The 20,065-nt window shown below is 58.0% G+C and carries 17 protein-coding genes and 2 pseudogenes; 7 read left to right on the forward strand and 12 right to left on the reverse strand.

Features of this window, described 5'->3' with window-relative positions; translation table 11 throughout:
- Positions 1 to 139 precede the first annotated feature (139 nt).
- From P1N55_RS09235 to P1N55_RS09270, 8 genes and pseudogenes are all read right to left on the reverse strand, one after another.
- Positions 140 to 1,461 (reverse strand): annotated as a pseudogene (locus P1N55_RS09235) (RNA-guided endonuclease InsQ/TnpB family protein).
- 285 nt (positions 1,462 to 1,746) lie between these two features.
- A complete protein-coding gene (locus P1N55_RS09240) occupies positions 1,747 to 3,726 on the reverse strand; it encodes a VirB4 family type IV secretion system protein (RefSeq protein ID WP_276278607.1) in 1,980 nt (659 codons plus the stop codon).
- Entirely contained in the window at positions 3,723 to 4,790 is a 1,068-nt protein-coding gene (locus P1N55_RS09245) for a hypothetical protein (protein ID WP_276278608.1), read from the reverse strand. Before P1N55_RS09245 ends, P1N55_RS09240 begins: the two co-directional genes overlap by 4 nt.
- Entirely contained in the window at positions 4,775 to 6,022 is a 1,248-nt protein-coding gene (locus P1N55_RS09250; RefSeq protein ID WP_276278700.1) for a hypothetical protein, read from the reverse strand. The genes P1N55_RS09245 and P1N55_RS09250 overlap by 16 nt, the downstream gene beginning before the upstream one ends.
- Entirely contained in the window at positions 6,022 to 6,903 is an 882-nt protein-coding gene (locus P1N55_RS09255; protein ID WP_276278609.1) for a hypothetical protein, read from the reverse strand. Before P1N55_RS09255 ends, P1N55_RS09250 begins: the two co-directional genes overlap by 1 nt.
- Complete coding sequence (locus P1N55_RS09260) at positions 6,900 to 8,078, reverse strand: hypothetical protein (protein WP_276278610.1); 1,179 nt, start codon at positions 8,076 to 8,078, stop codon at positions 6,900 to 6,902. The genes P1N55_RS09255 and P1N55_RS09260 overlap by 4 nt, the downstream gene beginning before the upstream one ends.
- A 527-nt stretch (positions 8,079 to 8,605) precedes the next feature.
- On the reverse strand, positions 8,606 to 8,737 hold the full coding sequence (locus tag P1N55_RS09265; protein ID WP_276278611.1) for a hypothetical protein: 132 nt from the start codon (positions 8,735 to 8,737) through the stop codon (positions 8,606 to 8,608).
- The gene (locus tag P1N55_RS09270) at positions 8,734 to 8,946 is read right to left on the reverse strand and encodes a hypothetical protein (RefSeq protein WP_276278612.1); all 213 of its coding nucleotides are present in this window, start codon (positions 8,944 to 8,946) and stop codon (positions 8,734 to 8,736) included. Before P1N55_RS09270 ends, P1N55_RS09265 begins: the two co-directional genes overlap by 4 nt.
- A 276-nt stretch (positions 8,947 to 9,222) precedes the next feature.
- On the opposite strand from P1N55_RS09270, the gene P1N55_RS09275 reads away from it, so the two are divergent.
- Positions 9,223 to 9,471 (forward strand): hypothetical protein, encoded by a 249-nt coding sequence (locus P1N55_RS09275; protein ID WP_276278613.1) that lies wholly within the window; start codon positions 9,223 to 9,225, stop codon positions 9,469 to 9,471.
- A 127-nt stretch (positions 9,472 to 9,598) separates the two neighbouring features.
- On the opposite strand, the gene P1N55_RS09280 is transcribed toward P1N55_RS09275, so the two are convergent.
- The 3 genes from P1N55_RS09280 to P1N55_RS09290 all read right to left on the reverse strand — a co-directional run bounded on the left by P1N55_RS09280 (position 9,599) and on the right by P1N55_RS09290 (position 11,485).
- The gene (locus tag P1N55_RS09280; RefSeq protein WP_276278614.1) at positions 9,599 to 9,973 is read right to left on the reverse strand and encodes a PIN domain-containing protein; all 375 of its coding nucleotides are present in this window, start codon (positions 9,971 to 9,973) and stop codon (positions 9,599 to 9,601) included.
- Entirely contained in the window at positions 9,974 to 10,204 is a 231-nt protein-coding gene (locus P1N55_RS09285) for an AbrB/MazE/SpoVT family DNA-binding domain-containing protein (RefSeq protein ID WP_276278615.1), read from the reverse strand.
- Between the two features lie 354 nt (positions 10,205 to 10,558).
- Positions 10,559 to 11,485, reverse strand: coding sequence for a transcription initiation factor IIB (locus P1N55_RS09290; RefSeq protein WP_276278616.1), 927 nt, complete (start codon positions 11,483 to 11,485; stop codon positions 10,559 to 10,561).
- 185 nt (positions 11,486 to 11,670) lie between these two features.
- Here P1N55_RS09290 and P1N55_RS09295 point away from each other — a divergent pair, with 185 nt between their 5' ends.
- From P1N55_RS09295 to P1N55_RS09315, 5 genes and pseudogenes are all read left to right on the forward strand, one after another.
- The gene (locus tag P1N55_RS09295; RefSeq protein WP_276278617.1) at positions 11,671 to 13,062 is read left to right on the forward strand and encodes an ATP-binding protein; all 1,392 of its coding nucleotides are present in this window, start codon (positions 11,671 to 11,673) and stop codon (positions 13,060 to 13,062) included.
- A gap of 143 nt (positions 13,063 to 13,205) precedes the next feature.
- A pseudogene (locus tag P1N55_RS09305) lies at positions 13,206 to 14,605 on the forward strand (RNA-guided endonuclease TnpB family protein).
- Between the two features lie 258 nt (positions 14,606 to 14,863).
- The gene (locus P1N55_RS09310) at positions 14,864 to 15,226 is read left to right on the forward strand and encodes a MarR family transcriptional regulator (RefSeq protein WP_276278620.1); all 363 of its coding nucleotides are present in this window, start codon (positions 14,864 to 14,866) and stop codon (positions 15,224 to 15,226) included.
- A gap of 578 nt (positions 15,227 to 15,804) precedes the next feature.
- Complete coding sequence (locus tag P1N55_RS19710) at positions 15,805 to 16,251, forward strand: hypothetical protein (RefSeq protein WP_346430017.1); 447 nt, start codon at positions 15,805 to 15,807, stop codon at positions 16,249 to 16,251.
- Between the two features lie 232 nt (positions 16,252 to 16,483).
- Complete coding sequence (locus P1N55_RS09315; RefSeq protein ID WP_276278621.1) at positions 16,484 to 19,345, forward strand: tetratricopeptide repeat protein; 2,862 nt, start codon at positions 16,484 to 16,486, stop codon at positions 19,343 to 19,345.
- A gap of 58 nt (positions 19,346 to 19,403) precedes the next feature.
- Here the strand turns inward: P1N55_RS09315 and P1N55_RS09320 are convergent, their stop codons facing one another.
- On the reverse strand, positions 19,404 to 19,700 hold the full coding sequence (locus tag P1N55_RS09320; protein WP_276278701.1) for an SWIM zinc finger family protein: 297 nt from the start codon (positions 19,698 to 19,700) through the stop codon (positions 19,404 to 19,406).
- Between P1N55_RS09320 and P1N55_RS09325 the strand changes: the two genes are divergently transcribed.
- Positions 19,590 to 19,871, forward strand: coding sequence for a hypothetical protein (locus P1N55_RS09325; RefSeq protein ID WP_276278773.1), 282 nt, complete (start codon positions 19,590 to 19,592; stop codon positions 19,869 to 19,871). The two genes, P1N55_RS09320 and P1N55_RS09325, sit on opposite strands and share 111 nt — an antisense overlap.
- The last annotated feature ends 194 nt before the right edge of the window (positions 19,872 to 20,065 follow it).

A 20,065-nucleotide genomic window follows, 5' to 3' on the forward strand; every position in this document is an offset into this window, starting at 1 on the left:
TTGCCAATTCTTCGACGTATCTGAGTAGAGCCACAGCAAGGAACATCCCACGCACGCAGCCACGACTGGATATTCAACGCCGACCGATTGACATCCTCCTCCGCCTGAAGGCGGAGGAATCCCGACCGCAGTTGGGATATTAAGGTTTGCAGTCCACCACTTGTGCCTGCGGTTGGAATCCGCTGGACAAGTCATACAGGTAGACTCCGGGCTGTGCCAACCAGCCGGTACTCCTATCTTCGTCCAAACTGGCCGAAGACTCGGAGTTACTTTCGTTGTTGATGTCGAGACGGATGTTCTCCGCCCCGTTCACGTCAGCGTTGAACGCATCGTCGTGTTCCTCGCACACGTACAGACCACGCTCAACACGCTGATTGTCGTCTTTCCTACCGCAGACGCAACACGTCTTGCTCGTGTCGCGCTCTGAAACTTCTACGACTTCGATGCCCTCGACTTTCGCCTTGTACGTGAGGATACCGGTGAAGCGGTCGAACGCCCACCCGTGCAGGTCGAGGTTTCCGTGCCGACCCCAATTCTTCGAGTCGCCATTATCGTCCTCTCGAACACCTGCGAGTTTGCCGACGTTGATACGCCCAACCTCTTGCTCAACACACCTCTCTACGATGTGTTTAGCGAGGCTGTGGAAGAAGTGGGTGCGGCGTTCCGACCACTTCTTGTGCAACCGAGTGGCCCGTTCACCACCGGAGTCATCGCACTTGGCGATTTCTTTCGGAAAGTAGTAACCATCCTGCATCAGGCGGTTTCCGGGGTACAGGTCGGCTTGCTCGGTACTATACGCGACTGCCGCGAAGTTGCAGATACCGAGGTCGATACCCGCCGTTTCATTGCCGGGTGCGTCGGGAGTCTCGATTTCGTCCTTACAGACGAGGTGGAGTTCCCACCGCTCTTTCGCTTTGTCGTAGACGGCTCTGACCTGTTGAAGGTTCTCGACGGTGACGCCGGGATGAGTTTCGTACTCGATGAGGATGTATTCCCACGCCTTTGGGTGTTCCTTGTGGTTCGCACCTTTCGACAGACGGACGCGGTTGTTCTTCGTGTCGTGTTTGATTCCGTTCTGCTTCCACGTCACCGTACTGCGGGGTGTTCTTCGTGAACGCGGTTGCCGTGGTTGTCGTAGTAGTTTTTCTTGCGGTAGCCGGGTGGTTTCGCTCGACTGTCGGACTTCCTCTTGCCGTACCACGAGTTGAAGGCTTCAGCGAGTTCCTCCAGAACGCGCTGACTGGACTGACTGTGTAGTCCCTTGTATTTGGTGTGACCTTTCAACTCGTCTTTGAGGTCTCCGTGGTCGGGAATCTCGCCCGTGTCCTCCCACACTTGTCGGGAGTGGTAGTTGGCGACGTTCCAGAGTTTACTGGCAGACCATCCGTGCCGGTCGAGTGAGTCCTCTACCTGTCCGTGGTTGAGGATTTTCGCTCGATGGGTGCGGTGGACTTCCAGCATTCTGAACGTCTGTATAATCGCTTATACTTGCGTCTCTTGTAAAGATTCGGTTTGAGGACGGTGGAATATCCGGGTTGCTATCGGCGGTGGATTGTGGAGGGGTTGTCGGATTCATCCCGCGCCTAAAGGCGCGGGTATTCTCCTTGCTCCTTATAATGATTATTTGCAGAGGAGTCCAACGGAAGGGATAGCGTGGAGCCTCCTTCCTCAAGAAACGAGCAAACCCGTCAGGGTGAGCGAAGTATGGGGTAGTTGACCAGAGCCGTCCTTCCAGAAAACTCGATCTCACCCAGACGTTCCGTCGATCGCTTTGGCTTCAAAGCCACTCGCCCGAACCCGCAATGGAAACCACCCTTCTTCGTCGATACCCAGCAATGCCTCAGAGTACCCATCTTCCGAGTTCCCGGCTTTCGCCGTCCGGACCCAGTTCACCTCTCGCTCACTCAGGTCGAACCACTCGGCTAACTTCTCGGCCTCTTCGTTCACGCGATGAATGAGCGTCATCGAACAGAGACTGGCGATCGTCCGTGCTTCTGGGGTTAGCGCAAACTCCCCGCCGGTCTGTGTGATGAAGTGAAGCGAGAGGTCGTAGTGTCGCGAATGTCGAACAGCCGTCTCCAAGAAATCTAGCGACGTCGCATCGGCCATCAGATAGTGTGCCTCGTCGATGGCGAAGATAACCCGTTTCTCGGTCTGCTTCGCTCGTTCGTAGACAGCGTTGAATAGCACCTGCATCATGAGACTCGTCTCGCTTCGCCCGCGTGCGCCCTCTTCCTGGTGTAGGTCCAAATAAACCACACTCGAATCGAGATCGAACTCCGTCGGTCTGGCGAGATTCGCCAGGTCGCCACCCTCACGGAAGGATGGTCGCAGGTCCTTCAAGAGCGATTGGGCATCGTCTTGTACGCTCGATTGCTCCCCGGGTGTTGCGTACCCAAAGGACGCCGGCTGCTCCAGTAACTCCTCTAGCACGTCGATGACGTTACGAACCGTCGGTGACGGATTCGAATGCGTACTCGGGTCGCGCGTGATGCCCATACACTCATAGGCCTCCTGGACAGCGCGTCGAAGTGTTTGCTTTCGTCCGGCGAGTGGATTGTTCGCGACGTGGCCGAAGAACGTCTCGAAGAAGGACATCACCCACGAGATCTGTTCGGCCCACGGGTCAAGGTCGGGAACAGATGCAAGCACGTCCGAGGGAGTGGCCTTCAACTCCAAAGGGTTGAACCCACGCGTCCCGCCGACGGTCACTCGCTCACCGCCGAGTGCTTCGTTAACGCCGGCGAACCCACGAAGAGGGTCGAGCATGATGATAACGGTATCAGGATCGTACATCGCCCGCCGGACCAACTGGAGTTTCGTCGAGAACGATTTGCCAGCACCGAGCTTCCCGATGACCATCGTACAGTAGCCCGTCTCGCGAGCAAACCGATCCAGAATCATCGGGCTCTCGTTCAACGCGTAGGTGCCATACTCGATACCGGGTTCGGCGAACGCACCGGAAACAAAGGGGAACATCGCTCCAACGGCACCGGCGAGCATCGGGGTTCGCGTCGATAGCGGTTGTTCCAGCCGATTGTCGCCAACGGGGCTCGTCGAGATGAGCGTCTGGAGTTGCTGCCAGCGCGGCGTCACTGGCGTAAGGTTGGTCGGTGGTTGTCGGGCGGTCTTCCGAACCCCACGTCCCGAAAGGTGGTCCGGGTCGTCGGCTCTGCTGGTGAGATACGTCGCAACGTCGAAGGCCTGCATCGAGCTATTCCGAAGGGTGTCGTAGAGGTCTCGATAGTCATCCAGATCTTTCTGCAGCCCACGAGCACCGGCCCGGCGCTTCTCCTGGAGATACTCGACGTCGGCCTCCAGTTCCTCGATGTGGTTCTCGAGTGAATCGAGCGTCCGTTCTGTATCCCGCGGGTCGACGTGGATCGAGATGTCTGTCTTTCGCGTCTCCGGGGAGGCGTAAAGCCGTTCGAGAAAGCCATCCATCGGCGTCTCTGGATACTCGGCAATCCACCGCGAACGTGCCCACGTTTCGCCGACGCGGATGCTCGTCGGCGTCGTCTCGATACCCGAAGGCATCACCAGTGAGGAGTGAACGTCTTCGAGGTTGGGGAGCGCATTTGTTGAAGGAGTGTACGAGACCCCAACGTCGTCGACTGGCCGAGTACCAGCAGTCGTGTCGTCTGAATCAGCCTCAGTCTCAATACTCTCGTCCTCACCGCGTTGTTGAGTTCCCGAACCGAGCGACGCCAACAACCGCCCGATCATCGACGGCCCCCACTGACGATCGGACTTCGACGGGCAAGCTGGTCGAGTGTCTCCGTTCGATACCCCTCGTTCGTCCAGAAGTTTCCGACGACGCCGAGCGCCTCGTGGGCGTCGAGTCGCCTCACATCACAGCCATCGATCTCACGGATACCACCCTCGACGCGTCGTAATCGACTGTCGAGCTCGTCGAACATCGCCTGCCGTTCGTCGGAGAGCCGAGGTGCAAACCACGCGGTGATAAAGAGTCCAAGGATGGGTACACCGGCCAGTTGTTGCAGGAGACTCTCGCTGTCGAACTGGACTTCTCTGGGCGTGACGGCCACGATGACGTAATGATCACGGATGGTCATCTGCCGAGTGTCGACCTCGTCTTCGTACCACGCAGTGTAGGCCTCGATGAGTCCCGCCAACCGAGGATTCGCTTTCACGTCTGGATCGTCGAGGCGGTCATCGTAGTGAGCGAGATACTCCTCGACGGGGAAATCCTGTGTCGTGGAGTAGAGCTGGACGGGAAATTCGACAGTCGTGTTCAGAACGTCCGCGAAGGCATCCGCGCGTTCCTGCCACTCCTCGCTCGTCGCGAGCGCCATGTTCGGTGGGTCGACCTGTACCATCCCGACAAACGCGCCGTCGGTCCGTTCGATAGCGTCGTGTTCGGGATGGAGGCGCTCGAGTTGCGTCTGTTCTTTCGCTGCCTCGACGTCGTATTCATCGGGCGCTCTGAGCGAGCCCATGTATGTCGTAATCCAGTCGATGCTCGTCGTATAGGACGGCGTGAGATAGACGAACACCGCACCGACGACGATTGCGCCACCGGCAAGTGGGAGGGTCAACGTCTGCAGGGCGTACCCGCCGACAGTGAGCGAGTCGGGAAGGACGACCTGCAAGAGCAAGACGACTACGACCCCGGGAAAGAGTCCGATCGCGGCGTCTGAGAGGGTATAGGTTCCAAAGAGCGTTGCCTCGGTCCCGAGGAATTTCGGGATGCGTTTTGCGGGGTCTCGATGTGACATGTGGAGTGTGAGTGTGTGAATCGTGTCGGTCGGGTTCAGTTGATGTACCACGGCCGGTCGTCGTCCGAACGGTCCGTGTCGCTGTCCGATGTGGAATCGCGACTTCGGTCCCGCATCGCTGAGAAGTCGCTATCGCGGGTGTCACTGTCAGCAGGCTTATCCTGACGCTCACCACTGGCTTCCGTGCCGCTCTGAGACGCGCCAGTGTCGCTGCTGTCAGCAGTCAGCCGGTCCCGAAGGGAAACCGTCGTCTCTCGCACTCGACGGCCGCCTGCGTGCGCTCGGGAATCGCCAGAGCCGAGAACGGTCTGACCGTCGCGTTTGCGTGCGGCTTCGCCGCGGACACCTCTGCTGAAGTTCTGCGTCCCGTGGGCTGCAGTCTGTGCGCCTTTGGCTGTCGTCGCAAACCGTTGCTGTGCTCGCTGAGCCGATGCGTGATGACTCGCCCGCTCGCCGAAGACGAAGATCGCGCCAGCCTGCCAGAACATCAACAGCGGCGCGACGACGGCGACGAACGGGATGATGAGCGCAACGAACCACAGCGCGATGCCGTTGACGTCGAAGGTGAAACTACTCCCCATGATCTGTCCGAGTCGAAAGAGCAGCGCCACCGGAATCGTCATGAACAGAAACGGCGCGTAAAACCCGGCCAGTCGAGTCATGAACCGCGAGACGAGCGAGAACGGACCGACGCCAGGAATCCAGAAGACGATGAGTATCGGCATCAGCAAGACGAAGAGATAGAGCATCACCTGCCGCGTGAAGTAGATGAGGCCGATGAGGATGAACAGGACGAGGTCGACGGTGTACGAGACCAGAAGCCCGAGCAATCCCATCGCCCCGAAAGATAACGACTCGAAGAGCGAGATATCCGAGAGATCGGGGACGAGGAAGGCTGCAAAGCCATCGACCAATTGCAGAGACAACGCGGCGATCCACCACCACGCGAGGATTCCAAGCAAGCCTGAGAACGCACGTTTCTTGAGTTTCGTTCTATGGTAACTGGAGAACAGGTGACTCGTCGACTCGAGGAAAATGACGAGTCCGACAGAGACGCCGTAGAGAAAGAGTACGATCGGGATGAGCTGTTCCCAGTAGTACTCGTAAATTTGGGGCCAGGCACCGTTGGTTGGTGGACCGAAGACCCGATCGGGTGCAGGGGTACTAACAATCTCACCAATGATCGCTTCTGTAGCCTTTTCAAAATCAGCCGCAACCGCATCTAATAGCGACGTGAGCCAGTCCGAGAGGGATGAAGTGATTACATCGCCAAGTGCCTGCATCACTGGTCACTCATTCCGATTAGCTCTAGATCAACATCTGAACAAACGTATCTGTCCAGTGAGCTGGACACGATTGGCTCGCCACCTGTTTTCACATTAATCCGATTCTCAGGTGAGTGTTCGATGGGAGTTTTGACAGAGATGCCCATAGTGAATTGGATCTGAGAACACTGGTCGTGAGCTCGGTCGGTGAATCTCAGTGGGAAGTTTTGCGCAACGTACTCTCGGACAGTGTTGGGAGGTATGATGGCTTCTGTTGGTTTTTCGAGATCACTGAGAAACGGAAAATCACTATCGCTAAAATCACCATTTGCTGAATAGTGAGGTGCTCCTTCGTATTTGATATCGGAGATCCATGTTGGAGCAGTCCCTCGATTGGTCATCTTGACTGCTATCTGCCCGGCACTACCAGGGGCACCGCTGTCTCGTTGCCGGACCTCAAGAATGGAAACATCCGGGGCTAAGTCTACCAGTTCGGTATGCGGTTCCTCGGCTCGCGGCTCGAAGACAAAACGGAATTGTCCGGGAGTATAGTGGTTGTCGTCATCATAGCCGTCGACGTCCAGCAACTGAATCCGTGCCTTCCCGGTCGTGTGTTCAGTGCGCGTCTTCGCCCAGACCGTCTCCGTTGGGTCGACGACGTGGAGCTCGGTTCCGCTAAACGCCTCGGTCGCGGTGAGGACGAGATGCTCGCCTGCAAACTCGACCTGCTCGATAGCGCCCATTGTGGCCGTGGGAGCGTCTTCTTCAGTGCCACTGTCTGTCGAGAGACAGCCAGCGAGTCCGAGGATTCCACCGAGTGCGGTAGTTCGGAGGAACCGTCGTCGTGAGGACTGTGCGTCGGTCTGCTGTGAGGGTGAATCGGTGTCTTCGTTCGTCATAGGGTTCTCCATGGTGGCCAGAGATGCCAGCCAGTGATGCGGTCGATGAGCAAGACGGCGAGTAAGAACAGCGAGACAGGAACAGCGAAGACAAAGAGCGTCGAGAGCAGGTCCAGGACGGGACTGCGAACGTAGATGCTGTCGCTATCTCCGGTATAGCCCGGGATATCCAGCCACCACTGCCCGGGGACGTACCGAGCACTCACACCAGTGCTCTCCGCAGGAATTGTGAGCGTGGCAATCCCGGTCGCGTTCGTCTCGAGACGCTCGCCATCAACGAGGAGGTAGCCATCGCGGCCTCGCGTGTCGATCGGCCCACCTGTGTCGTCGTTCCGGAGGGTGAGACGGAGCCGGACTGTCTCATCGGAGCGGTTCTGAATCGAGAGCGTGAGGTTGCTCTCGTGTATCGGGACGCGGGCAAAACTCTCGAGCGAGCGCGTCGTTTCGATACCGTAGACCAGTCCCTGGGCCGTGACGGCATCCTCGTGTGCCAGGGAATTCGGTCCCGAGGATTCCCAGCGCGTTGCCAATCCGTAGCTCCCTGTATAGGGCTCCTCGACGACGTCGAGTGAGACGTTTTGAGGGAGCGAGGGTGGAGTGAGGTCCTCACCGAAGGTATCGAGGATGGTCACACCCGGTTTGGGGGTGGCTGTTGGTCCGACTTCGATCGGGAACGCGTGGACCTGGAGTGGGTGAACTGGCGAGTGACTGCGGTCAGTCCCATCACTGGTTCGCTGTATCAGCGTATCCCACGACGGATCCCGAGCGGTGTAAAAGCGCCAGACGCCGTTGACCTGTCCTTGGGACGCCGTTCGGTCGTATCCACCCCACGGGTCGCTCGTGTAGACCACGAGTCCAAGATCGCCATCTGGGTATCGACCGACGTAGCCCGAGACCGCCAACTGGTAGGGCTGGACGTCAAGCGAATCAGTGACCGTAATGGATTCACTCCGATAGCGCGTCTGGCGATCCCACACGAGACAGGAGCGCTGGGTCGCGTTGTACTCGGTGCAAGTCCGGCGAGTGGTCCGGATTTCGGTGTCTATCGTCGCTTCCAGCGTGAGCGTCGTCGGCTCACTGTTCGCCACCAACTCGCTGTAGGCGAGGCGCGGCGTCCGCGTGTGAGTCTGGTCTGTGACCACGTCACCATCGACGAGCAATCGCGTCTGGTTCACTCGAGTTCGTGTGATGGAATGGGAAACCGTTCGATTCGCCGAGTGACTCCCGCTGAGAGTGCGGATTCTGTAGTCGACGACTCCCAGTACCGTCCCGGATGGCGCGACGTAGTGCGTTCGCTCGGTCGCCGACGTATGGACGACCGTCGAGGGCTGGACACTGAGGAGGGTCACGTGTGCATCGCGAATGAATCGGCCCTGTTCGAGGGTCGCGTGGCTCGGTGCGGTCGACGTCTCGCTGCTGGTCTGTGGAAACTCGCCGTGTTCGCCACGGTTCCACTGCGCAACGACGGCTGGTGGGTCGTTGACCGGGATATCCGTTCCCGACGCGAGCGTTCGCACTGCACCATCTGGAGATGCGTCCCCGTCCAATACAGTGTCGTCAGTGTCGTTCGACCAGAGCGGCACGAACGCGGTGTCGTTCACGCCATGGTCCGGTTCGCTCGGCGGATGGGCGCTGGCGATCGCTGGGGCGACGATGAGCGAGACCGCCAGTGCAACCAAGACTGAGACGCGGTTCCGTCGCTTTAGAACCCGCAACTCGTGCCACCTGCGACCACGTTGTTCAGGATGAACTGCAGGATGGTCGTCGCGAGCGGGGCGACGATGACACCCCAGATGACGCCCTGATTGCGGATTTCCTTGAGTTCTTTCTTCATATCGGCACGGCGAATCGTCGGGATGGCAACGGTTGCCCCAGTGCGAGCACGCCGCCGATGAGCGGCCCACCGAACTGGATGACGGTAAAGAGATTTTTCACCGTGGTTGCCATCGCTGACTCACAGAATGCCACCCCCACAGTCTGGGCGGCGACAGGATCGACCGCGAGCGTCGAGAAGGCGAGTACGGAGAGTGCGTACGCACTCACTCGGCGAGCAAAGGCCGTCGAGCGCGTCGGTTGTTGCAGTTCTGAATCGGCGGAGTTGCGACTGTCCGGATGCATGTATTGAGACAGCAATCGCTCTCTGTGCGGTCGTGACCCGATGACCGCGATGAGTGACTACTACTCTATTGAGTGAGAAAGGGACGTTTAAGTCTTAGCATTCGTACGGATGTTATAGTATCTATACGAATATTACCTCGATAATTTGTCTAACTAGGGGCTGAGCACAACGATTAACAGAGTTGAATCTATATATCGGGTATGTACCCAGCGATTGAGTGGGCTGTTCCAGCGGACCCTCATATCTTGGACGAGCTCGCCCGCTACGATGGCTGGCACACGCCGAAGAACCTGGAATTGAATACGGAATTCAGCAGGCAGTGGATTGCTCAACGCTGTCGCGTATTCGTCGACCACGAGTTAGCAACGCGCCACGACTCGGCCCCTGCCTATCAGATAACCGATCACGGTCAGGCCGTCGCTGCTGGTGAAAAACTCCCCGAAGAGTGACGTAGTGGGATCGTGCGTCAGATGTATTCTTAGTACAAACGTCCTCAACGTTCAAGAACCAGCAACTTACAGTGAGGAGGTGCTTGGGCGGGTCAGTACTGAACAGAGAGTGTCTGACAAAACAGACTCATTCCTCGTTGACCGTCTTCAGGTCAAGACGTGGAGCAAACGCTTCGTAGCACTCATCGCTTGAAACGATGGTATCACCACCGGATTCAACGAGGTGAAGCGCATCGAATGGTGTAAATCCATTATCTTCGACGTAAGTCGCAGCGGCTACAACGGTATCCACGTCACCGCGTACTTCCAAGAGGGCAGCGGCATTTGTGATGACGCGTTCAGTATCCAGGCCCTCACGATATGCCACCAGAAGTAGTTCAATGAGTGTGAACTGAGACGTCCATAGTTCGTCCTGATGCTTGCGGTACACTGTCTCTGCAGCGTCACCGAGCCAGTCTTCGTCTTTGGTGAGTGCCAGAAGGAAGTCTGTCTCCGCGTACATTTAGCGTCCAGCCTCATCCAATGCTTCGTTGCGTGCGTCCTGCCTGAGCTCTTCGGCCGTCTTTTCGACATCGGCGAACTCAGAACGGAGGGCCTCAAGCGGCTCCTCCTCAATTGGAATCAACTTGATGCCATCGTGAAGCTGGACAATATGATAGTGTTCACCGTATCGCTCCCTGATTTCTTTGGGGAGCGTCAGGCGACCGCGACCGTCCAAGGTTGCTTCTGACATACTCTTAGGTAGAGTGGGCATACATAATAATTTTCCCCAGAATTGGGGATTTTCCCATGCAAACAACTCACGAGTCACTATACAAGCCGAGAACAATCAACGAGCAACCGAGCAGGATACTTACCCACTTCACAGAAGCGCGGTGAATTGAGAAACGCCGGCCTCCAGGTTAGTTATAATACGTCGTAGGTAATGATCCGAGTAGGGCCACAGTACGGACAGTCACTCTGTTTCGACGGAAGTGTCGTCCCACAGTACCGACATTCGTACACGACGGATCCCTGCATCCATCGAGAGCGAAACCAGCGTTTCAGCATCACGCACCCCTCCAAGCCAGGCGATGACGAGGTGACCTCACGGACTGACCTCCTGAATATCGTACATGCGTTCGCGAAGCGTCACTGGCGTGGTGTCTGCAGCCTCAGCCAGTTCGGTTTGCGTCAATGGGCTGTTGAACTCCTGTGCAGCGAGATAGATCGCTGCTGCAGCCACGCCCGAGGGTTGTCGTCCGTTTGCGACACCTTCCGTCTCAGCCACCTCGGTGAGTTCGCGTGCTCGCCGACGAACGACGTCCTCAACCTCGAGTTCCGAGCAGAGTCGAGGCAGGAGGTGCTGCGGAGTCTGGATGGCCGCCTCGAGTTCGAGTTCGACGTTGAGGACGCGATAAGAGTTCAGAACCGTCTGCTCGTCACACCGTGCAACGGCTGCAATCTCAGTCACCGATCGGGGAAGCCCGCGGCATCGACAGGTCGCGAACACACTCGCCGCACTGAATCCCTCCAGTGACCGACCCTTGATGAGATCCTGTGACTGTGCTCGTCGGAACACCGTACTGGCGAATTCACGGACACCGTGCGTCATGTCCAGCGCTCCAACGATTCGAGCGATATCCCCACAGGCATGGGCGAGGTTCTGCTCTGCGGTCGACCGGAATCTGGCCCGGTTGTGTTCACGACGGAGGCGACGGATGTGTCGTCGCTTACGCTTCGAAAGCGACCGCCCTCGGGCATCGCTACCGCGGCCAATCTCACTTGAGAGTCCACGGTCGTGTCGAGCTGGCGTCAGCGGTGCTCCCGTCTGTCGGGTATCCGGGCCGTCGTCGAACCAGCGTGGTCGAGTGCCGTAGGCGAGTCCGTGGCCGTCGATGACGAGGCCACAGTTCATACACGCCCGTTCGCCACCATCAGTCTGGATGTTGCCCGAACACTCCGGACACTCACCGCGCACGTTGGTCTCAGGATCTTCGTCGAAGCCAGTTGCGTAGGGTTTTGAGCTGCTCATTTGTTCTTCGAGGCACGTATTTGACGGCCCCGCACCCGTCAGGGGGCAATAAAAAATGGGCTGTCGGCGTCGTCCACTGTCTGCTGTCGATCGGTTAGCAACATTCGAATTAGTAAAATCTAGATTAGTAAAACTGAGATTTAGATAATCGGTAGTATTATCCCGATGGCAACCCACGTATCGGTATGTCGCGGCCCAGTTTCGTGAACCGTCACGATGAACTCGACCTGTTGCGGTCGCGTTTCGAGAGCGAGACTGCCGAATTGGTCGTCATCTACGGCCGACGACGACTCGGCAAAAGCGCACTTGTCCGTGAGGCGATTAAAGACAGAACTGACGCAGTCTACTGGCAGGCAACAGAAGAAACCGCGGCGGTGCAACTCTCCGATTTCGTCGACACGGCGAGCGAGACGTTTCCATTACTTGATGACGTGCAACGTGACTGGGAAGCGCTCTTGCGAGCACTTGGCCGTGAGGACGCTGTTGTTGTCCTCGACGAGTTCCCATACCTCGTCGAATCAGACAGCTCGATTCCGTCAAAAGTCCAGCGTGTCTGGGACATGCATCTCGAAGAGACGGGGCTGACGCTCGTACTCGTCGGGTCTTCGATCAGCATCATGGAAGAAAAAGTCCTCAGTGGTGGGAGTCCGCTGTATGGTCGCCGAACCGCAAGCATCGACCTCCCACCATTGTCGCTGGAAGATGCACGCACGCTCTATCCGACGACGAACGCCGACGAGATAATCCAGTTTTGGGGCGTCTTCGGTGGGACGCCGTACTATCTGCAGGCACTCGTTGGTGATGGCTCCCTTGCGGAGAATATCCACACACGCATCCTCTCAGAACACGGCGTCCTCCACAACGAACCCGAGTTTCTTCTTCGTACGGAATTTGGAATCCAGGAGCCACAGACGTACTATTCTATCTTACGAGCGATTGCGATGGGAAAGCGCGCGGCAAACGAGATCGCGGATTTCGTCGGCGTAGAGTCAAACGCCCTGGGGTCGTATCTCTCGAAGCTCCGCCGACTCAGACTTGTCGAGCGCGGTATCCCGGTGACGGCAAATCCGAACGCAACACGGAAGAGTCGCTATCGACTGACCGAGCCATTGTTTCGGTTCTGGTTCCGCTATGTCTATGGCCAAGGCGGGAACATCGCACAACTCGGCCCCGATGCCTACGACCAACTCGTCGAGCCATCGTTCACAGACTATATGGGTCCGATGTTCGAACTCGTCTGCCAGAATGCACTCCCGTCACTGATCCCCAAAACGTATCATGGGGTTGGCTACTGGTGGCACCAGCATCACGAACTGGATGTCGTTGGCCTCGGGAGTGACGGCACACTCGTTGCTGGCGAATGTAAGTACACGGCACGAGAGATGCACGAAGGAGACCTCACAGACCTCGAACGGAGTGCGTCCCAGGTGGATTGGTCGCCGCCGAACGAGACCGACACCGAATATCACTATTGCTGTTTCTGTCGATCCGGCTTCTCGGAGGGGCTGCGCGAGATGGCCAAAGAACGGGGCGATGTTTCGCTGTTTACCCCGAACGAGATTGTGTCTGGCTTGTAAATCGCCACAGAATTACGGAAATGCGAGGAGAAAGCCTCGCGCTTTAGCGCGGGGATGAATCCGACGGGAGATGCACTAAACCACGAGACGTAACTTATCCGTAATCCCCGCGTTTAAGTGGATAAAACGCAATATTTTCACGTGTGAGCGACCGGCCGCAACGAACGAATACGTACACTGCCGACCCGGTCAGTGACCGGTATCGGGAGTGCCTGTTCGACTGGCTGGCCGCACACGCCCCACTCTGGAACCAGATCACCTACCGCCGTCGTCAACAATATTTCGACGAAGATGGTGACGTGTGGGACGCCGAGTACACCGACCTGTACGGTGAGTACGCCCCAATCCTCGGCAAAGCAACGTGCCAGCAACTTGCCCGGAAACAGTGAGGCCTGGCGCAGTCACTTCGAACTGCTTTCACTGTACCGTGACGAGTCGAACCAAACTGTGACGGAGCGACCGTCACCACCCGGATATTGGGGCAACCGTGAGGACGGCTACGAATTGCACGGTCTCATCCGGAACGACCTCTACACGTTCGACTGGAATGAGCAGCGCAGTACACTCGAATTCGGCGTTGGTGACGTGCTTGAAGACCGGTACGACTTCGAGCACAACGAACGCGTGACACTCAACGTTCGTGGTGAGCCGCATTGGCGTGGCGACGACAGTCGATTGGAACTCATCTACGAGGAACATGCAGACCAGCTTCGTGTCCAGCACCCTGTCCGCATTCAGTCAGATAACCTTCGCGAACAGCGGCAGGCTGCATTCACTCATACACTCGACCCAGAGAACACGACGCAGTCAGCCGCTATCGACGTCGGCGCAAACAACACCATCGCGGTCGTCACAGAAACCGGAGACACCGCCGTGTACCACGCCCGTCCAGAGTTTGAACGGTTCCAGCAATTGTCCGAACAGCTTGCTGAATTGCAGTCCGAACTGCCCGACAACCGGTTCACGAGTAAACGGATTCAACGCTTGTACGACGAACGCAGTTGGAAACGTGACCATGCACGGGACGCAGCGGTAAAGCACGCCGCTGAGTGGCTACTCGCACGAAACGTCGATACCGTGTATGTCGGTGATCTCACGAACGTCTTAGAGACGCACTGGTCAACCGATGTGAACGAGAAGACGCATGGGTTCTGGTCGCATCGGCAACTCGTTGAGCGGATCACACTCACACTCGGTGATGTCGGCATCACCGTGACGGAGACTGGCGAGTATAATTCGAGTAGTGAGTGCCCGACCTGTGGGAGTGATGCGGTCACTCGGAACGGTGATTCGTTCCGATGTGAGGCGTGCGAGTTAGAGGCGCACGCGGATGTTGCCGGGGCGTGGAATATCTTGCAGTCTGCAGTTGGGCCGATGGCTCGGCCTGCTGCCCTGTCTGCTGAACGCGGCAGGGACGCATCCCAAGAAGAGGGCGTACTGGCAGTGGAATGACCACGACTGGACACCCGCCGAGTATGGGGAACAGTCGCGGTCAGTTGACCAACCCAGCATCAGCAAACCCGCAAGTTCACAGCCGGGGTAACCGACTGACTGGATTACCCACGGAGGAATCCTCGCCGTTCACGGCGGGGAGGAAGTCAATCCCCGAGGCTTTCGCTTGGACCCGTTCTACAGGCTGAGCAGGCCGAGTGCCTCGGGGCTTGACCCCGAGGGGGAAGGCCGTACGCTCCGCTAAACGTGTTCCGTGCGCTCGATATACTGCTCAATCATGTCTGTCGAAACGTCGCCTGCCGGCAGAAGATTGATTACTCTCGTTAGCATAGAGTTACAGTAGATTACAATGCCTGTTGATTTCGAGAGCTACCATCCTAGTAACCTTCCAGATGAGGGGACAAACGGGCGACAGATCCTCGAATACCTCGCACAACATCCCGAACTCGGGTTCACGCCGAGCGAACTCGCCGGCGAACTCGAGATTCCCCGAGGAAGTGTTGGGACGACCCTGAGCCGCCTCGAAGAGCGCGGGCTCGTCCGTCACAAAGGCGAGTATTGGGCGATCAATATCGAGGCGTACGACGCGCAAACAGCCAGTGAGGTCGGCCTTCGGGCAGTTGCTGACCAATTCGAGGGCGATTACTACGATAGGAACCCCGACTGGGACGCTGCACTCCCAGATGTCGACGCTGAGATGAGTGGTGAGTGATGCTTCACCGTGGAAGTATCGTCGTCGCCTCTGATCCATACGGACATACTCCTCGACGACCCTACCTCATTTGAGCGATGAGACGCACCCATTCGCGGGTGAGCAATACATAGCCGCCGGTTTGACCTCCTCCCGCGCCTGAAGACGCGGGAATCCGACCATCGGATTTCCGCTTAGTGCAGCGGTCAAGGTTCCAACCCGCACTCGGAGGGAACCGGCGACACACCGGGGGAACTCTCGTTTGTCTCCCTCGTAGGGCTGTGGTCCGGTCAATGAGGCCCCATCGGAATCCGTGTCATCGCCGTGCGAACCACCACCGGTTCGCCACCCCTTGTGGTTCGGGGACGGCATCTCACCGATTCCGTAGCACTCCAAGTTACACAGGGCCACAGAAAAACTGTTTCGGTGGGAAGTCCAGCCCCGCAACCGACGGTGGTTGTTGTGCCGGGCCTACCGCTCGACCTCCGCCTGAAGACGGAGGTATGCGCTAGCGGTCTGTATCATTGATTCGAGATATTCGGCTGTACGAACTTGCTCGCCAGCTCGCACAGAACGATGGGCATCTCATTCCAGCCTGAATGAGTCAGCCGCCAGAAGATTCAGCGCCTCCCTCGACAGGGCCATCGGATCGACAGACGTTGCGCCTGCTGGAACGACACTTTTCGTCGGATTCACTCGTCGCCAAGACGGGGTTCGATCCGGATCCCTACGAACCCCGGTTGTGGTATGGACGCCTCGATGCTGGACAATACCCGGAATCGATACCAGCGGCCCGGCTCGACATCCGATGGTTCACGACTGGTGAGTTCTCGATTCACTACGTCGAAGAACACGAGAATGGAGAGTCATGGGAGTGTCGTTGGGACCGACATCCAAACACGCACAATGCCCGGTTGCACTTCCACGAGCCGCCATCTGCGACCGAAGTCATCGGTCTCGAACTATCCTCGAGCCATCCACTCGACGTATACTCGACGGTGCTCGTAGCGATTGAACAACGCGTAGAGACGCTGTGGTCAAGATAATAGAGGGCACTCCTGCTCGCACCGCAGAAGTGAGCAACCCACTGGCGGTACGTGACGATAGTTTCAAATTGTTACCTATTGGTATGCTATTGTGTAATGGACCCTGCCGTCACGTCGCTATGTCTCAACCTCACCGCGACGGGGATCGCCGCCGGCACCAGTGTTGCGGCCGGTAGCGTCCAAGACATCGTCCGGCGCAAAGTACCACGACGATCTCAAACACCTCGCGACCGTGTTCGCCGAGTCCCTTGAAGACGCTATCGAAGCCGAGGATATACGGCGGGATACCAACGAGCTTGCGGGGGCGACTGACGACTGGAGAACCGTCCTAACCGAGGTCGCCGAGTTGACGGCTGGTGACGCCACTGATGGGCGATCGCGTGAGCGCGATCAAGTCGGTCACCTCTTTCGCAACGAGGAGGACGCTGCCGTCCAAATCGCAGAGGCCATCGCCACCGTCCAGGGGGTCGACCTCTCGAAGACACCAAAACTGCGAGAGCAACTCATCTCAGCAGTTGGTGATGCGTACGCGGAGGCGGTCGCTGATTTCGAGCGGCGCATTGCAGGCACCGACCTCGGCGACGTGTTCCAGCAGGAGTTGCAACTCGACATTCGAGAGGCAGTAGGCGATCTTCAGGTGCGGCTTGCACAACTCGGCGAAGAGATCGAACTCCTGCTCACCCAGGACGCGAGAAACGAGGGATTCCGACAGCTCTCACCGACGTTCTTCGCGCGTGGTGAGCCCACACCCGAGACCTCTTGGCGGACGACGTTCACGTTAGCCGACGTCCACGCCGGGATTCCAGCCCGCAGGGAGGGTCATGACGCCCAGTACGCCGACGAGGAATTGCTGGCATCGCTTCGTGAGGGCCGAAATCGTCTCGTCGTCGGCCGTGCAGGCGCTGGCAAGAGCACCCTCTGTAAGCAAGTCGCAGTCACGTGGTACCAGAATACGGATACGGGGCCAGTCCTGTATCGGGAGAGCGATAACGCAGGTGAGTCCTTCGCGAGTCGGGACGCGCTACGAGAAACCATCGACCGGGCGAGCGGCCACGTGCTGGTGGTCGTCGAAGACGCGATTCGGACCAACGCGAATGCCATCCTTCGTCTCATCGAGGAGTACGAGACCGACTCAGACGTGACGTTCCTGCTTGACGCACGTGAAACAGAACTGGAGAGAGAACCTGACGCCCAGACGCTTGACCGGAGTAGCGACCTGCGCTATCGCGAAATCGCGAGTGCCATCCCGCGGTACGATGTACCGGTCGTTTCCGAGGAGGACGTCGCCCGGACCGTTGAGGCCTTCGAGGCGGCGACCGACACGACCGTCGAGCGCTCTGCCAGTCAATTACACGACGAAATTCAGTCCGAAACTGCCGAGGGATTCGGGGCGTTCTTGCTCCTTTCGTTTCACCTGCCGTTCGGTGACTCGTCAGTCAAGCGGGATGGCACTAAAACCGGCCTTGAGGCCCACGTTCGCTCACGCTACCAGACACTGATGCAGCCAAGAAGTGATGGCGCTCTGCGTGACCTCTCACGGTTCGACCAGGACCTGCTAGCTGACGTCGGTATGATGGTGAACCTGCTGAATGCCAGCGGCATCGGCATCTATCCGGAGTTAGTGCACGCGCTCGGCTACGAGTACGGGCATGACATCGAAACCCACGACGAGATTCACGAGATTCGCGAGGCGCTGGAGGGTTGGTTCCTGTTCCAGACGCGAGACAAGGAAGAGCAGGTGCGAACCACACACGAACTCTGGTCGACGCTGTACCTGCGGACGGCTGCACAGGACCACGACCAGCAACAAGCGAGTAGTCGGCGACGAGACCGGTCCGAGCCTCACGCTTCCCGGTGCATACAGGCGCTCTTCGCACTGTTTGACGACTCGAGCCATCGTGAGGATATCGAACGCGAGTTCCCCGGCTCGTCAGTGGTGAGAGCCATCGAGAGCGACACTGACGCGAAAGCTGACGAATACGTGCGGTCGTTCTTTGAGTTGATCGACCGGTGGCCAGTGCTGGCACCGCTGGTGGGGACGACCGTTACGGCCCGATACGATCTGCCAGCGGCCTGTTCTGATGCAACTCGCCAATGGGTCAGAGCCACTCGCGGGCATGCCCATCTCAATCGCGGTGCATACCAGAAGGCACAAGCAGAATTCGAGGAGCGCTTGGGGGAGGCGAGAGATAATGAGAACCGTCAGGGTGAAGCCCAGAGTCTCAACGATGTCGGGAAGGTTGCCCGGAAGTTAGGTGAGTACGAAGCGGCCAGAGAGTCCCACCAGCAGAGTCTCGAGATATATCGCACCATCGGTGACCAACAGGGTGAGGCAAAGAGCCTCGGCAACATTGGGGCAGTCGTCTGGAATTTGGGTGAGTACGAGCAAGCCCGAAAGTACCTCCGGGAGAGTATCGAAATATATCGCACCATCGGTGACCAACAGGGAGAGGCGAAAAGCACCGGCAACCTCGGGCTGGTCGCCCAGAGCCTGGGCGAGTACGAAGAAGGTCAAAAGTACCACCAGCAGAGTCTCGAAATCTTCCGGGACATGGGCGACCTCCTGGGCGAGGCTCTGAGCCTGAGCAATCTCGGGATGGCTGCGTGGAATCTGGGTGAGTACGAAGCGGCCAGAGAGTACCACCAGCAGAGTCTCGAAATCGCACGCGATATCGGCGACCGTCAGCTTGAAGCCGACAATCTGGACTACCTCGGGCTGGTTGCCGCGGAACTGGGCGAGTACGAGAACGCCCGAGAATACCACCAGCAGGGTCTCGAAATCGCTCGCGATATCGGCGATCGCCAAGGCGAGGCTGAGAGTCTTATCAACTTCGGGAAAGTCTCTCAGGAGCTGGGCGAGTATGACAGCGCCCGGGAGTACCACCAGCAGGGTCTCGAAATCGCGCGAGATATCGGCGACCGCCAGTGCGAAGCCCAGAGTCTTGATAACCTTGGGCTGGTCGCCGCGGAACTGGGTAAGTACGACAAAGCCCGGGAGTACCACCAGCAGAGTCTCGAAATCTTCCGTGAAATCGGGCATCGATATGCTGAGCGGGCCGAATCGAACTTAGAACAGCTACCCGAGGTTGAGTAGCTACCCCCCATTGCTGGTTCTTATAGGTACATCGAAAGAGGGCTATTCAGGCGGTTGCTTACTCGAAGTCTTTCCGCCCGTCACGGAAACAGGGCCAACACGGCACCGAGTCCGGCAATCCATCGCACTCACACTCGTCGTCTGGTTCGTCCACCGTAGCGTCCAGCTTGCGCTCTGCTTGGTCACTGTTCGATATCCCATCCTGCGTCGATGGCCGAATAGACTTGCCGCCATCTGCTCTGAGTTGGACGTCAGTGACGAGGTCGACGATTGGCCGGCGAATCGCCACGCCAACGCGGTGTTTACAGGCCCCCTGGAAATGTTCGTCGGCAGGACACGTACACGAAACTGGCACTCCGTCCTCGATACGTACGAGATATTCGTGGTTTTCTGGGTCGGCATGACTGCCGTTACGAACGCGAATCCGGTCTCCGAGCAGGTCGAACTCGAAGGCTTCGTACTGGGCACGCTTTGCGACTCGGCTGGTGAACTCCAACTTCGACAGTGGGTTCGGCGTTGGACGTGATTTCGACATTGTGTGATTTGGGACACGAGATTGTGCCCCGCGCCCCTCGCGGGGCACTAAAGAAGTATCGACGAAAGCGGTTCAATCAGTCCTCGAGATATGTGACAGTTGCTTTGAGGAGAGATGAGAGTGTGGACGCGACAGAACGACGAGCAATCGAGAGAGTCCGAGGACAGCAGCAGGCTTATGCGGAG

It is taken from the genome of Haloarcula regularis (assembly GCF_029338315.1).
Lineage (GTDB): Archaea > Halobacteriota > Halobacteria > Halobacteriales > Haloarculaceae > Haloarcula > Haloarcula regularis.